Source organism: Aquimarina pacifica, from assembly GCF_000520955.1.
Lineage (GTDB): Bacteria > Bacteroidota > Bacteroidia > Flavobacteriales > Flavobacteriaceae > Aquimarina > Aquimarina pacifica.
On the sequence record NZ_JACC01000025.1, the window covers coordinates 16,509 to 30,946 of the forward strand.

The 14,438-nt window shown below is 32.7% G+C and carries 18 protein-coding genes; 7 read left to right on the forward strand and 11 right to left on the reverse strand.

Annotated elements, in window-relative coordinates:
* Positions 1–75: 75 nt before the first annotated feature.
* Positions 76–993, reverse strand: coding sequence for a FecR family protein (locus DZ60_RS0113160; RefSeq protein ID WP_025742532.1), 918 nt, complete (start codon positions 991–993; stop codon positions 76–78).
* A gap of 63 nt (positions 994–1,056) precedes the next feature.
* The gene (locus DZ60_RS0113165; protein ID WP_025742533.1) at positions 1,057–1,575 is read right to left on the reverse strand and encodes an RNA polymerase sigma factor; all 519 of its coding nucleotides are present in this window, start codon (positions 1,573–1,575) and stop codon (positions 1,057–1,059) included.
* A gap of 107 nt (positions 1,576–1,682) precedes the next feature.
* Between DZ60_RS0113165 and DZ60_RS25470 the strand changes: the two genes are divergently transcribed.
* Positions 1,683–2,804, forward strand: a complete 1,122-nt coding sequence (locus tag DZ60_RS25470; RefSeq protein WP_025742534.1) for a hypothetical protein — start codon at positions 1,683–1,685, stop codon at positions 2,802–2,804.
* A 434-nt stretch (positions 2,805–3,238) separates the two neighbouring features.
* Here DZ60_RS25470 and ftsY read toward each other — a convergent pair whose 3' ends face one another.
* From ftsY to rpmB, 4 genes are all read right to left on the reverse strand, one after another.
* Positions 3,239–4,192 (reverse strand): signal recognition particle-docking protein FtsY, encoded by a 954-nt coding sequence (ftsY, locus tag DZ60_RS0113175; protein ID WP_025742535.1) that lies wholly within the window; start codon positions 4,190–4,192, stop codon positions 3,239–3,241.
* Between the two features lie 129 nt (positions 4,193–4,321).
* On the reverse strand, positions 4,322–4,471 hold the full coding sequence (locus tag DZ60_RS24710) for a DUF4295 domain-containing protein (RefSeq protein ID WP_081740495.1): 150 nt from the start codon (positions 4,469–4,471) through the stop codon (positions 4,322–4,324).
* A 9-nt stretch (positions 4,472–4,480) separates the two neighbouring features.
* The gene (gene rpmG / locus DZ60_RS0113190) at positions 4,481–4,663 is read right to left on the reverse strand and encodes a 50S ribosomal protein L33 (RefSeq protein WP_025742536.1); all 183 of its coding nucleotides are present in this window, start codon (positions 4,661–4,663) and stop codon (positions 4,481–4,483) included.
* A 25-nt stretch (positions 4,664–4,688) separates the two neighbouring features.
* Positions 4,689–4,928 (reverse strand): 50S ribosomal protein L28, encoded by a 240-nt coding sequence (rpmB, locus tag DZ60_RS0113195; RefSeq protein WP_025742537.1) that lies wholly within the window; start codon positions 4,926–4,928, stop codon positions 4,689–4,691.
* A 347-nt stretch (positions 4,929–5,275) separates the two neighbouring features.
* On the opposite strand from rpmB, the gene DZ60_RS24305 reads away from it, so the two are divergent.
* Positions 5,276–5,656 (forward strand): hypothetical protein, encoded by a 381-nt coding sequence (locus DZ60_RS24305; RefSeq protein ID WP_025742538.1) that lies wholly within the window; start codon positions 5,276–5,278, stop codon positions 5,654–5,656.
* 203 nt (positions 5,657–5,859) lie between these two features.
* On the opposite strand, the gene DZ60_RS0113205 is transcribed toward DZ60_RS24305, so the two are convergent.
* From DZ60_RS0113205 to DZ60_RS0113225, 5 genes are all read right to left on the reverse strand, one after another.
* Entirely contained in the window at positions 5,860–7,104 is a 1,245-nt protein-coding gene (locus tag DZ60_RS0113205; protein ID WP_025742539.1) for a competence/damage-inducible protein A, read from the reverse strand.
* A 2-nt stretch (positions 7,105–7,106) separates the two neighbouring features.
* A complete protein-coding gene (locus tag DZ60_RS0113210) occupies positions 7,107–7,445 on the reverse strand; it encodes an Hpt domain-containing protein (RefSeq protein WP_025742540.1) in 339 nt (112 codons plus the stop codon).
* Positions 7,446–8,057, reverse strand: coding sequence for a fumarylacetoacetate hydrolase family protein (locus DZ60_RS0113215; RefSeq protein WP_025742541.1), 612 nt, complete (start codon positions 8,055–8,057; stop codon positions 7,446–7,448).
* 47 nt (positions 8,058–8,104) lie between these two features.
* Positions 8,105–8,884 (reverse strand): 3'-5' exonuclease, encoded by a 780-nt coding sequence (locus DZ60_RS0113220; protein ID WP_025742542.1) that lies wholly within the window; start codon positions 8,882–8,884, stop codon positions 8,105–8,107.
* Between the two features lie 81 nt (positions 8,885–8,965).
* The gene (locus DZ60_RS0113225) at positions 8,966–9,652 is read right to left on the reverse strand and encodes a metal-dependent transcriptional regulator (RefSeq protein WP_025742543.1); all 687 of its coding nucleotides are present in this window, start codon (positions 9,650–9,652) and stop codon (positions 8,966–8,968) included.
* A gap of 208 nt (positions 9,653–9,860) precedes the next feature.
* Between DZ60_RS0113225 and DZ60_RS0113230 the strand changes: the two genes are divergently transcribed.
* From DZ60_RS0113230 to DZ60_RS0113250, 5 genes are all read left to right on the forward strand, one after another.
* Positions 9,861–10,775, forward strand: coding sequence for a metal ABC transporter solute-binding protein, Zn/Mn family (locus tag DZ60_RS0113230; protein ID WP_025742544.1), 915 nt, complete (start codon positions 9,861–9,863; stop codon positions 10,773–10,775).
* Between the two features lie 132 nt (positions 10,776–10,907).
* Positions 10,908–11,645, forward strand: a complete 738-nt coding sequence (locus tag DZ60_RS0113235) for a metal ABC transporter ATP-binding protein (protein WP_025742545.1) — start codon at positions 10,908–10,910, stop codon at positions 11,643–11,645.
* A 22-nt stretch (positions 11,646–11,667) separates the two neighbouring features.
* Entirely contained in the window at positions 11,668–12,798 is a 1,131-nt protein-coding gene (locus DZ60_RS0113240; RefSeq protein ID WP_025742546.1) for a metal ABC transporter permease, read from the forward strand.
* The gene (locus DZ60_RS0113245) at positions 12,791–13,951 is read left to right on the forward strand and encodes a metal ABC transporter permease (protein ID WP_025742547.1); all 1,161 of its coding nucleotides are present in this window, start codon (positions 12,791–12,793) and stop codon (positions 13,949–13,951) included. Before DZ60_RS0113240 ends, DZ60_RS0113245 begins: the two co-directional genes overlap by 8 nt.
* Before the next feature lie 109 nt (positions 13,952–14,060).
* Complete coding sequence (locus tag DZ60_RS0113250) at positions 14,061–14,426, forward strand: hypothetical protein (RefSeq protein WP_025742548.1); 366 nt, start codon at positions 14,061–14,063, stop codon at positions 14,424–14,426.
* Positions 14,427–14,438 lie beyond the last annotated feature (12 nt).

Below are 14,438 nucleotides of genomic sequence, written 5' to 3' on the forward strand. Positions count from 1 at the left end.
TCCTGAGTGTTTTCCTGACAAAAAGCGTTAGTAAAAATGAAGCACAGTAGTATACATAAAATAGTACTTATTGCACTATTTTTTTCTTTTATGAAATGTAATGTGATTAGACTCGTCAACTCTAAAATTTAAATCTAAGGGTAAAGTTATAGATTTTAAAGCATCCTGTAAATTATTATGTACAAAACCTCCTGTAAAAATTCGATTAACGTCTATATTATCCAGTGCAAAGGTTACTTCATATTGTCTTTCGAGCTCTTTTAAAACCTCTCCAAATGGTTCACTCTTAAAAGTACTAACATTATTCATCCAATTCAGAGAAGATTGTGAATTCTCTTCAAAATAGACTTGACCCTTGACAATTTTAATAGCATTGCCTGCTTTTAGGTTAATATCAGGTTGATTTACCTGCGCTACTAACACCAATCCTTCGAGGCAAGCTACCTCAAAATAGTCTTCCCTACTTTTAACATTAAACTGTGTACCTAATACAGAAATTTTTCCGAACTGTGTTACCACATCAAACTTGCTGCCTTTAGAAACTTTAAAAAATGCTTCTCCCGTAAGGTTAACAACACGATCTTTCTTCCATTTCTTTTTACTGTATCGAATAAAGGATTTTGAGTTAATCTCAACCTCTGATGCATCTGGTAGTTCTATTGTAGCTTTCTCACCTATACCTGTTCTAACTACCGTATCCAACGGTAAAAAGAATAAAGAAAGTAGACCTACCACCACTATTACAGAGGCAGCTATTTTTAATAAGGGATTGTAGTCTCTTATTCTCCTGACTTTAGATAATTTAGATTTCTGAACATCTTTCAAAATAGCCTCAAAATCTATATCCCCTGAGACTTCACTTGCTTTAAAAGCTTGTGCCCCCTCAAGAACACTTAGATGTGTATCATACTCATCTAATGCCATAAAAGCTTGATTTTCTTCCTCAGTCAATTCTTCCGAAAGCCATTTCTTTATGAGATATTCTCTATCCATTTTCTTTGCTTCATTTATATATATAACAACTTACTTCCTTTTTTCCCTTTATATTTTTCAAAATTAATTAAACCCTTCTAAATTCTCTTTCAGTATTTTATAAGCCATATACACTCTATTTTCTATCGCTTTTCTGGTAGTACCAAGCATTTCGGCTATTTCTGTCTGCTTCTTACCTTCTACTTTGTTTAGTAAAAAAGAAACTCGTTGATCTTCTGTAAGTAAACCTAGGGCTTTTTGATATTTTTGAAAATATTGCTCCTGCTCAAAGATAAACTCAGGAGTTTCATTAGTATACCCTTTTGGTACTATTTGTTTATAACGCAACACCACTTTCTGATGTTTAATTTCATTAAGCATCATATTATTAGCTATTGTAAACAAAAAATTTTTAGCTTTATTAGGAACTACATCCTCACATTTATCTAACAACTTAATAAAAGCATCCTGAACCTTATCTCGAGGATTTAAAACTTCTCCATATTTATAATACAAATAATTATATAGATCTTTAGAAAACTCCTCATAAATATGCGAAAACACATTTTGATCGCATACATTTTCGGGTTGTTTATCACGCATAAAAACTAACTATTTGAGGTAAATATAAAAAAACATGAAATATTAAAAGGGATTTCTAAGGGCAAATTGTTATTGTAGTATAAAAGGTTACTAATTGAAGTAAATACATGAAAATAAAAAATTACTTTTTTATACTTTTTTTGCCCTTAATCACATCGATCACATTGGTTTCATGCAGAAGCGAATCTGATACGCTTATAGAAGCACCCCAAAATCAAATTATTGAATTGAATTCGGAAATAGCGAATTTGATTTCAAAAGTTTCGATGAATGATGGATCGATTGATAACATCATTGATAATACCACCTGCCATACGGTTAAACTTCCAGTTACTGTGATTATCGATGAACAAGAAGTAGTCATTGATTCAGTAGAAGATTTTAGAATCATCGAGAATCTTTTTACTGAATCTAATGACAACTCACTAAATCTAGAGTTTGTTTTTCCCATTACTATTATTTATTCTGATTATTCTGAAAGTACTATCGAAAATAATGACGCGTTAATCACTATCCGAAATACCTGTGACGTAGCTGATGAAACCATTCGTTGTATTGATTTTATATATCCTTTTACTTTATCTGTCTTTAATTCACAAAGTGAATTAATGCAAATCACAACACCAACCAATGATAAGGAATTGTATAGGTTTATCATGGATCTTGAAAATGAAGATATTGCAAATATAGATTTCCCAATTTCTGTTGTTTTTGAGAATGGAGATGAAATTTCTGTAAACACTATCAACGAATTAGCAACAGCTATTGAAGCCACTATAGCCAATTGTGATCAAGAAGAAGAAGAGGAAGAAGAAGAGGAAGAAGAAGAAGAGGAAGAAGAGGAAGAGGAAGAAGAAGAAGAAGAAGAAGTAACCATCGACTTATTTACCGAAACTATTACTACTGGAACGTGGGAAGTACAGAAATACAAAGACAACCAAAGTAATGAAACACAAAACTACGGAGACTATATTTTTACTTTCATAGAAAATGGAGTAATAAGCGTAGAAAACATAGCTACAAATGAACTTACATCTGGTATATGGTCTATCACAACAAATGATGAAAGTGGTTTTGATGTAAGCATTGATCTCGGCTCTACAGCTCCCTTAGACAAACTCAATAAAAGTGATTGGAATGTCAAAGGAATACAAGACACTATGATTATGTTGGACGAAAGAAATGAGGATGAGATTAGTAAAGATGAATTATTTTTCAAACAGTTATAGATATAAACACAGTTAAGTCAACAAATACGCAACAACAACAAAATGATGGCAAAAAAAAGAATATTACTCGAAGGTATCCTAATTGTAGTGTACTGTATTTTTTTAGTTTGTTTTTTCTTAGCACAACTAAAAATAGTAATTTTTTAAGAAGAGTTCCTTGGTTTTTGAAAGGCCAATGATTTCCAACCTTATTGATATAGATAGTCGGGGGGCTATTTACATTAAAATAAAAAGGAAGGAAAATGAAATGAAGTATACTATAAAATGTTTTCATTTCTAATTTAAGTACTGATTTATTTCAGAATTTTCTAAAACTAAAAAGGCGATGAGATAGTATCTCTTCGCCTTTTATTTTATTAAATAAGAAAGGTCAAAATTATTTTAATCCACCTTCTTAATTCGTTCTATTTTTTTAACATGTCTCTTAGACAATATTACTTAAAAAACGAGTCTACAAATTCATATTTATTAAATATCTGAAGATCTTCTATACCCTCTCCTACTCCGATATATTTTACTGGGATCTTAAACTGATCACTTATTCCTATAACAACACCTCCCTTGGCGGTTCCATCAAGTTTTGTAACTGCTAATGATGTAACTTCTGTTGCCGCAGTAAACTGTTTAGCCTGTTCAAAAGCATTCTGTCCTGTAGAACCATCTAATACTAATAACACATCATGGGGGGCATCCCCAATAACCTTCTGCATTACTCGTTTCACTTTTGTCAATTCGTTCATTAAATTGACTTTATTATGCAATCTTCCTGCAGTATCGATAATTATAACATCTGCACCTTGATTTAAACCTGATTGTAACGTATCAAAAGCAACAGAAGCAGGATCACTCCCCATATCTTGTTTAACAATAGGCACATCTACTCTATCAGCCCAAACCTGTAATTGATCAATGGCCGCTGCTCTAAACGTATCTGCAGCTCCAAGAACAACTTTTAATCCTTTTGCTTTTAATTGATAGGCTAATTTTCCTATAGTCGTAGTTTTACCAACTCCATTAACACCAACAACCATAAGTACATATGGCTTTTTATCTTCAGGAATCTCAAAATCTGTAGCCTCACCAACATTAGTTTCAGAAAGCAAGCCTGCAATCTCTTCTCTAAGGATTTGATTTAACTCGTCTGTACCAAGGTATTTATCTTTGGACACACGGTTTTCTATACGTTCTATAATTTTTATGGTAGTCTTAACTCCTACATCACTTGTTACCAAAATTTCCTCAAGATCATCCAAAACATCATCATCAACCTTGGATTTACCAGCAACAGCTTTACTTAATTTTGAAAAAAAGTTAGTCTTGGATTTCTCTAACCCTTTATCAAGTGTTTGTTTTTTTTCAGAGGAAAATATATTTTTAAAAAGACCCATGTGTAATATAAAATATGGAAAAATTAAAACAACTAAGACATTTAGTCGTATTGCGGATAAATATAAAAATAAAGAGCCATTTCAAAAAAATTGAAACGGCTTCTTTTTAAAATATTTTAAGCAGGGATCTTATTTCTTAAAAAAATCATTAACTCCTTCTGGAGGCATAATTGATTCTACAAAAGTATAAGCTCCTGTTTTTGGAGATTTCACCATTTTGATGGCTTTCGTTAATCTCTTTGACCCTGTCTGTAACGATGCTACTGATTTCTTTGCCATGTCTTGCTATTATTTAATTTCTTTGTGAACAGTCATCTTCTTCAAAACAGGATTAAATTTCTTTAATTCCATTCTATCAGGACTATTCTTTTTATTTTTTGTTGTAATATATCTTGACGTACCTGGTTTACCAGTAGCCTTATGCTCAGTACATTCTAAAATTACTTGTACTCTATTACCTTTCTTTGCCATTATAAATATCTTTTAGAAAAGGAGATTATTTGCTTAGGAAACCTTTAGCCTTTGCTTCTTTCAAAACGGCAGAGATTCCTTTCTTATTTATATTTTTTAACGCAGCAGTAGACACCTTAAGTGTTACCCAACGATCTTCTTCTGGAATATAAAAACGTTTTTTAATCAAATTCGCATTAAATTTACGTTTTGTTTTATTCATTGCATGGGAAACATTGTTCCCAACCATTGCTTTTTTACCTGTAAGCTCGCAAACTCTTGACATCTCTTCTTAATTTTGGTATTATTTCAAAACAGGGTGCAAATTAACAAATTATTTACCTAACCACCAATAATTATCAATTAAATTTTCACTCTTTTTCAAAGTTTCTCATTTACCCTCAAGAAACTAAGAATATAAACATTTTTTGGAAACAAAATTACTACCTTTACTAGAAGAATACCCTAACAAACAGTAAACACTTTTAGTCATTTCGTTCTTTTTTTTATGAGCCACCCCTACTCATATCGATACTTAATGATTGTACTTTGTGAAATTTTTAGTTTCGCATACCTAAAATTCTAATTGGAGTAATTCAAGGGGCTTACCCACAAAGTAAGAAAATTGAAAAAATGATTGGAAAACATGAGATAGAAATTGGATCGGTATATTTTTTTGAAAACTATATCATTTCTGAGGTAAAAGAAGGAGCTATCATTACTTTCGAAAGCACCCAGAAACTATACGAACTTACCAAAAAATACTACGGTAACAAAACTCCTTTTGTCTACATTTCTAATCGAATTAATTCATACTCATTTGAGCCAACTGCGCATATTAAATCCAAAACAATATTTCCGAATTTAAAAGGATTGGCCGTAGTCATTTATGATCCTCTTAAAAATGAAATAGCACAACTTGAAAAAAAATTCCTGAACCACGTAGAAAATGGTATTTTTTATAATCTTGAGGAGGCAGTACAATGGGCAAAAAAAATAATCCCTAATGATTAATCCCTAAGTATTATCCTCTTGATTAACTTAATTATTTTACGCGCAAGGAAGACTAATACTATATTGTATATCTGAGATAAAAAAACACCAAAGCACCCTTATATTTTCTCAATATAACTAATAGATATAGCCCTTTAAACACATTTAATGCTTAAAATCATCAATTAAAAATAAATTAGGTTCGATCTTTGGTATAAGAAAGATTAAGAATTCAATTCTTTAAACAAAAGTTCAAAAGATTTATGCACCGCCCTAGCAATCGTTCTCTGTCTATTTTTACTAAACACAAATTTCTCAGAAAAAACCTTATGCGGTGTAGCAATACTAATAAAAACAGTGCCTATTTCTGCATCTCCTTCTCCTTTTTCGGGCCCTGCATTACCGGTTGTACTTATTGCATACCCCGAAGCAAACTTTTGTTTTGCAGATAGCGCCATCGCTTCTGCAACTTCGTTACTTGTAACACTATGCTTTTGTATAACATCAGGTTCGACTCCTAAAACATCAATTTTCGATTGTGTTGAGTAAGCAACAAGTCCCCCATTAAAATAAGCAGAAGCGCCTTGGTTTAATGTTATTAATTCTGAAATTTTACCTCCTGTACAACTTTCTGCCAATGCTAAGGTTTGGTTTTTCTCAACTAATAATTTACCAATTTTAACCTCTAACGTTTCATCATCCTCATACCCTACAATATGATCACCAATAACTTTGTGTAATTCGGCTAATTTTTTTTCAATTGTATTTTCTAAAACATATTTATCTGTTCCTCTTGCAGAAAGACGTAATCGCACACTTCCCAAATTAGGCAAATATGCCAATTTTATAAACGCAGGTAAGCTATTTTCCCAGTCTTCTATACGATTAGCCAATATACTCTCGCCCAGACCGTATGTAAGTACGGTTTTATGAAGAATAAAAGGTCTATCAAACTTTTTTCTTAATCGGGGAAGCACTTGATCTTCTACAAGTTTCTTCATTTCAAAAGGCACTCCGGGCATTGAAATAAAAACAGTATCGTTTTTTTCTAGCCACATACCAGGGGCAGTCCCAAAATTATTTGTTAGAACGATCGCTGACTTAGGAACAAGTGCTTGCATTCTATTAGTTTCTGTTATCGGGACTTTAATATAATCTGCAAATAGTTTTTCTATATGAAGTAAAACTTCATCATTTCGAATTAAACTATCCTCAAAATACTCGCAGATTGTATGCTTTGTTATATCATCTTTGGTAGGCCCAAGTCCTCCTGTCATAATAACGATATCAGCTCTATTACTTGCCTCTTGCATAGCATCAAGAATATGCTGCTTATCATCACGAATTGATGTTATCTGATGTACATCAACTCCTATTTTATTAAGTTCTTTACCTAGAAATGCTGAATTAGTATCAACTATCTGACCGATAAGAATTTCATCACCTATTGTAATAATTTCTGCAATCATATTTAGGTAAAATCCGCTTTTAAAGCTTCAATAGCATTATTAACGGTAGTTACAATATGATTCAGAACTGGTTTTATATCCTCTTTAGCCCTCTTTGTTTTGGACCAAGACTCTATTTCCTTTATTTGTTTCAATAAATCTATATCAAACAATTGAAGGTTCGGTTTCATCTTATGAGCATATTGATATGCCATTTGTGGATTATCAGAATCAACAGCTTGTACCATACTATCAAGATCAGGTGGTATCTCTTCTAAAAAAGTTTGTACCAATACAGCAATAAACTCTGTATCACCTCCTGATAATTCATCTACATGCTTTAAACTATATCCTTTGCCCATTTATTTAACTTTTATTGAAAAAAATTGTTGGTTATTAAGATGTCCTACCAAAATATCGTCCGGTTTTACACCCCCTACACCCGATGGTGTACCTGTAAATATAACATCTCCAATCTTTAAAGTAAAATATTTTGACACATATTCTATTAATTCATCAATTTTCCAAAGCATAAATTTTGTATTCCCATTCTGAACAGTTTTTCCATTCTTCTCTAAAGAAAAAGATATATCATCCACATTTTCTATAGTTTGTTTGGGAATCCAATCCCCAATCACAGCAGACCCATCAAATGCTTTAGCTTTCTCCCATGGCAATCCTTTTTCTTTTAAATACCCTTGAACATCTCTTGCTGTAAAATCTATACCCAAACCAATTTCATCGTAATATTTGTGTGCAAATTTTTTATCAATATGTTTGCCTACTCGATTTATTTTGACAAGTACTTCTACTTCATAATGCACATCATTAGAAAAATCTGGAATAAAAAATGGCTGTTTTTTTAATAAAATAGACGTATCTGGCTTCAAAAAAACAACCGGATGTTCTGGTTTTTCATTTTCTAATTCCTTGATATGGTCTGTATAATTACGACCTATACAAATAAGCTTCATAGGATAAAAAAATTAAAAGAAAGGTAATATATAAGGAAATTAGATTTTTACAATTTAAAGCTATTATTCAATTTACGCAATCGAATTGCCGTTAACACCTTTTTAGTATATAAAGGAAAATCTGCATTTTGTATCCACCCAAAATACCCTGGCTCTTCTTCCATCACCTTTTCAACTAACTTTTCTTTATGTTTTCCAAAAGCGAAGGTTTCTTTACCTTCTTCATTGTAAGCAATAAAGCCAGCAAAATCTGCAAACTGTTTGCGCGAACTAAACTCTGCCAAAAACTTTGCATCATTCTCTAATTCTGGATATTTATCCAACTGCGCTTTCAACACCTCATAAGTTGCCATTGTATCAGCTTCTGCAGAATGTGCATCCGTTAAATCTTTATCACAATAGAATTTATAGGCTGCTGATAAGGTACGCTTTTCCATTTTGTGAAATATCGTCTGAACATCGATAGCGACAGTATTTTTCATATCAAAATCTACCTCTGCTCTTAACAATTCTTCTGCTAATAAAGGGATATCAAATCGATTAGAGTTAAATCCTCCTAAATCACACCCCTTAATCATGTCATTGATAGCAGATGCCAATTGTTTAAAAGTTGGTTCTCCCGCCACCTTTGCATCGTCTATACCATGTATTGCTGTAGTTTCTGCAGGAATCGGCATTTCTGGATTTACCAACCAAGTCTTACTTTCTTGCGTACCATTAGGAAATACTTTAAGAATAGATATCTCAACAATTCGATCTTTAGAAATGTTTACACCAGTAGTTTCAAGATCGAAAAAACATAGTGGTTTCTTTAATTTAAGCTCCATAAATAATTTGTGTGATACTCAAAGATAACTGCTATTCTCTAACATTCTTATAGCACATCTGTACTTTAACATTTTTAATACTTACACAATCTTCTTAACAAACACATTATCTGCAAACTTCCTTGTTACAGTTTCTACGCAATTGTTAAACTCTATTTTCATAGACTTGTCAAATTCTCTAACTTCTAAAACCTTTATTTCACTACTTAGAGCTAATCCAATACTTGAAACATATTTTAAAAAACTTACTGAACCATCTTTTACAGAAATAAGACTACAAACTTCATTTTCCATTAATGAAGAAAGAGTTATTTTGGGCAAGACAGCATATTCGCCTTCAGCGTTCGGAATCAATTCACCGTGCGGATCCTGTTTAGGAAAATCCATAAAACGATCCAACTCATTAATCAGTTTAAATGATTTAACATGCTCTAACTGCTCTGCCACATCATGCACTTCATCCCAAGTAAAATTTAAATAATTACATAAAAAAGTTTCCCAGAGTCTATGTTTTCGAATTAATCGTAGCGCTATGCCTCTTCCCTCTTCTGTCAAATCCAATTTCCCGTACTTCTCACTTACTACATATTTTTTAGTCTTTAGCTTTTTAATCATGCTATTTGTAGAAGCAGGAGACACCTTTAGATACTCAGCTAATTGATTATTTCCAACTTTATCAGTACCATCATCTATGAGCAACTGAAATAGCGCTTTTAAGTAATCCTCTTCACTTTTTGTTAAATTACTCAAATTCGATTTGTTAGTCATAGCTAACTTTTTTAGTTTTGTATAATTAATTTTGTAAAAATACTAAACCAAATAATTAATAAAAACACTACCACACACTTTTTCGATATTATTTAGAAAAACGTTCAACGTTAGTATCAAATTTTAAAATCAAAAGTACTTACCAAATCTACCCTAAATTAAAAGTAGATTTAAGAACCATACTAAAAAGGTACTTGATAAATACAATATGAAAAAAAATATAACCCTACTCTTCATCGCCATAACACTATTCTCTTGTAAAAAAGAGGTTAAGAATAAGAATCAAAAACTTACTGTGGTAACAACCACATCGATGATTACGGATTTGGTAAAAAATATTGGAGGAAATGCCATTGATTTAGAAGGCTTAATGGGAAGCGGTGTTGACCCTCATCTATATAAAGCTAGTGAAGGTGACGTCTCTAAACTAGTAAATGCAGATGTAATTTTCTACAATGGATTGCACCTTGAAGGAAAACTTGTCGAAGTTTTTAAAAAAATGGGGAGTCAGAGCACAAAAACCATTGCTATTGGTGAATGTATTACTAAAAACGAATTAATAGGCTCTGATTATTTTGCCTCTAATTATGACCCTCATATTTGGTTTAGTGTTCAAAACTGGAAGACTGTAACGTCATTCGTTATTGATAAATTAAGCTCTATAGACCCAAAAAACGCCACTACCTATGAGAGTAATGGAAAAATATATTTGAAACAATTGGATGAATTGCAGAAAAAATTAAACACTAAAATAGCCTCATTACCAAAAGAAAAACGAATTCTGGTAACTGCTCATGACGCATTTAGTTATTTTGGAGCATCCTATGATTTTGACGTTGTTGGTCTACAGGGATTATCTACTGCGACTGAGGCAGGTGTACAAGACGTTCAAAAATTAGCCGGTTTTATTATTGAAAAAAAAGTAAAAGCAATTTTTGTAGAAAGCTCTGTTCCCAAAAGAACGATAGAAGCACTACAAGCTGCGGTAAAATCAAAAAATCATGAAGTAAGTATTGGCGGAACACTTTTTTCTGATGCATTAGGCAACTCAGACACAATAGAAGGAACTTACATTGGCATGTTCGAATATAATGTAAATACCATTGTTAACGCCCTAAGATAACTAGACACCTATTAGTACAAAACCAGAATACAAGAACACTGTCAAAATACTTATAAAAAAAACAGAAAAACCAATATCCCCAAAAGTCATGAAAAAAGAAAGACTTAATTAAACTGTACGAACATATTCATTATGGAAAACAAAATTGCTGTCAGAATTGATGATCTTACCGTTGCTTATAATTATAAGCCGGTATTATGGGATATTGATCTTGCTATCCCAGAAGGTGTTCTAATGGCGATTGTAGGTCCCAATGGAGCCGGTAAATCAACTTTGATCAAATCGATTCTAGATATCATCAAGCCTATCGCAGGAAGTGTTCAGATTTACGGAAAGCCATATAAAAACCAACGTTCATTAGTGGCTTATGTTCCTCAAAAAGGAAGTGTAGATTGGGATTTCCCTACGACTGCACTAGATGTAGTAATGATGGGGACTTACGGCAGCTTAGGATGGATAAAAAGACCCGGAAAAAAAGAGAAAAAGGCATCATTAGAAGCTTTAGAAAAAGTAGGTATGCTTTCTTTTAAAAACAGACAAATAAGCCAATTATCAGGAGGGCAACAGCAACGTATATTTCTTGCCAGAGCTCTAGTGCAAAATGCATCTATTTATTTTATGGACGAACCTTTTCAGGGAGTAGATGCTACAACAGAAAAAGCCATTATCAATATTCTAAAAGAACTTAGAAAAGCAAAAAAAACTGTTGTTGTAGTGCACCATGACCTGCAAACAGTGCCAGAATATTTTGACTGGGTAACTTTCCTGAATGTAAAAAAAATTGCAACAGGACCTGTTAAAGACATTTTCAATGATGATAATTTGACCAAAACTTATGGCATTAACTATAAAGTTAGTGTTCAACAATAAAACCATCAACTAAATACGAAAAATGAACCTAATAGAATACATAGAGCTCGTTTTTACAGACTATACATTACGTACCATAACACTGGGGACTGCTATATTAGGAGCCATTTGCGGTATGCTAGGAAGTTTTGCCGTATTACGAAAACAAAGTTTGCTTGGTGACGCCATTTCTCATGCAGCGTTGCCAGGGATTGCTATTGCCTTTCTTATTATCGGAACAAAAAACAGCTCTGTTTTTCTACTAGGAGCTTTAATAAGTGGACTAGTAGGAACTTTTTGGATTCGAGGAATTATAAATAAAACGCATCTTAAATCTGATACCGCATTAGGACTAATATTATCCCTTTTTTTTGGATTTGGAATGTTATTACTTACCTACATCCAAAAAAAACCAAATGCAAATCAAGCAGGTCTCGAAAGTTACCTTTTTGGACAAGCAGCCACCCTTCTCGAAAGCGATGTTTGGCTGATGGCAATAGTAACCGCTATTAGTTTAATTATATTACTTCTTTTCTGGAAAGAACTTAAATTACTCTTATTCGATACTGACTATACCAAAACACTAGGTTTTAACATCAAGTTTTTAGATATCCTAATCACTACATTTATTGTTATTGCTATCATTCTGGGATTGCAAACTGTTGGGGTTGTTCTTATGAGTGCAATGTTATTAGCCCCAGCAGCAGCAGCGAGACAATGGACAAATAACTTATCTATCATGGTAATTCTTGCTGCGATATTTGGTGCTGCTTCTGGTGTTATAGGTACCGCTATTAGTGCCAGTCATAACAACCTTTCTACCGGACCTGTAATAGTACTAGCAGCGGGAGTATTAGTAGCATTCTCATTTATATTTTCACCAAGTCGTGGTCTTTTATTTAGAGAAATTCGTTTTAGAAAAAACAGAAATGATCTTCAACTACATAAAACACTATCCTTTATGTATAATATAGCAAAAACACATGAAGACATAACACATCCACATGCTATCAAAATCTTGAATAATTTTCAGGGGTTTACAAAAAAATCATTACAACAACTAGAAGATAAAGACTTCGTTCAAATCAAAGGAAATATGTGGTCAATGACAGAATCAGGATATCAAAATGCTTCGAACCTATATGACCAATTACTAAAAGAAAACAATGAATAGCGCACAGATAGAAATACAATTAATAGCCAGTTTAGTAGCCATTGCTTGTGCTATCCCGGGCACCTTTCTTGTACTTCGTAAAATGGCATTGATTACTGATGCCATTAGTCATTCTATTTTACCCGGAATTGTTATAGGTTTTTTTATCACCCACGACCTCTCCTCACCTTTATTAATTCTTCTTGCCGCTGCTAGTGGCGTAATTACCGTAATATTAGTAGAATTTATTCAAAAAACAGGCCTGGTAAAAGAAGACACTGCTATTGGATTAGTTTTTCCTGCCCTATTCAGTATTGGGATTATACTTATTGCCCAAAACGCTAATGATGTCCACCTCGATGTTGATGCTGTACTACTGGGTGAGCTTGCCTTTGCTCCTTTTGACAGACTAATTCTAGGAGGAATAGATGTAGGACCTAAATCTTTATGGATTATTGGTATTATCCTATGTTTTTCGATAGGATTACTGATTGCTTTTTTTAAAGAACTAAAGGTAAGTACATTTGATGTTGGCCTTGCCTCCTCTATGGGTCTTTCTCCTGTGCTCATGCATTATGGTTTAATGACCATGTCATCAATTACAACTGTTGGAGCATTTGATGCCGTCGGAGCTATTTTGGTAATTGCGTTGATGATTGCACCAGCTGCTACAGCTTACTTATTGACAAATGATCTCAAAAAAATGCTACTACTATCTGTATTATTCGGGGTCTGCAGTGCTATTCTTGGCTATTGGTTCGCGCACATATTAGATTTATCCATATCGGGATCAATGACCACTGTATTAGGTTTTATTTTTTTAATGGTGTACTTATTTGCTCCAAACAAGGGGTTGTTTTCTGTCCTATACAGACAACGACAACAAAGAATAGAAGTATCTCTACTAACATTTCTTCTTCACCTAGGAAATCATATAGAAGAAGAAGAGCGTCATGTAAAGCATTTAAACGAACATATCAATTGGCAAAAAGTACGATCAAAGCTAGTCCTCAATCTTGCCTTAAACAACAATATGATCACTATAGAAAACAATATTGTCTCCCTTACAAAAAAAGGAGAAAGTTTTACTACTGAGGCTATTGATTATATTGTAAATAACAAAAATGCAGAAATTGAGAATATGAAAGATCGATTTTTCTTATTCAGGGGATAGGTCTACATACAACCTTTCTAATTAAAGGTCTTCAAGACAATCTCGAAACTTGATTTCACATTTAGTTATCAAAATAGTATCTTTATATGACAGCGCAAATCTATTGTTCATGAAAAAAACCATTTTCTTACTTACTTTCATCGTTTCTTTTATAGGCTATACACAACCAGAAAAAGTGTTTTTGGTAGAAGAGAAATTAAAAAAAAGAACAATTATTTATGTTCAAAATGATACCGAAGAAGATAAAAGTGTATTCTTAAAAGTTAATCCTGTGGGATATAGGAAAAGCGCGCAACGCCCTATTATTAAAAATATCCCTGCAAAAAGCAAAATGCAAATGCTCATTCTTATTCCTTTGGTTGATGTACCTTCTAATTACACATACAACTTAATTATTAATGATGAATTGCAGAGCATTGATGCAAAAAGAAACAAAGAAAAAGAACTTAAAAATAAAAAAGACGTCTTGTTTTAATCGTAGAAAAAT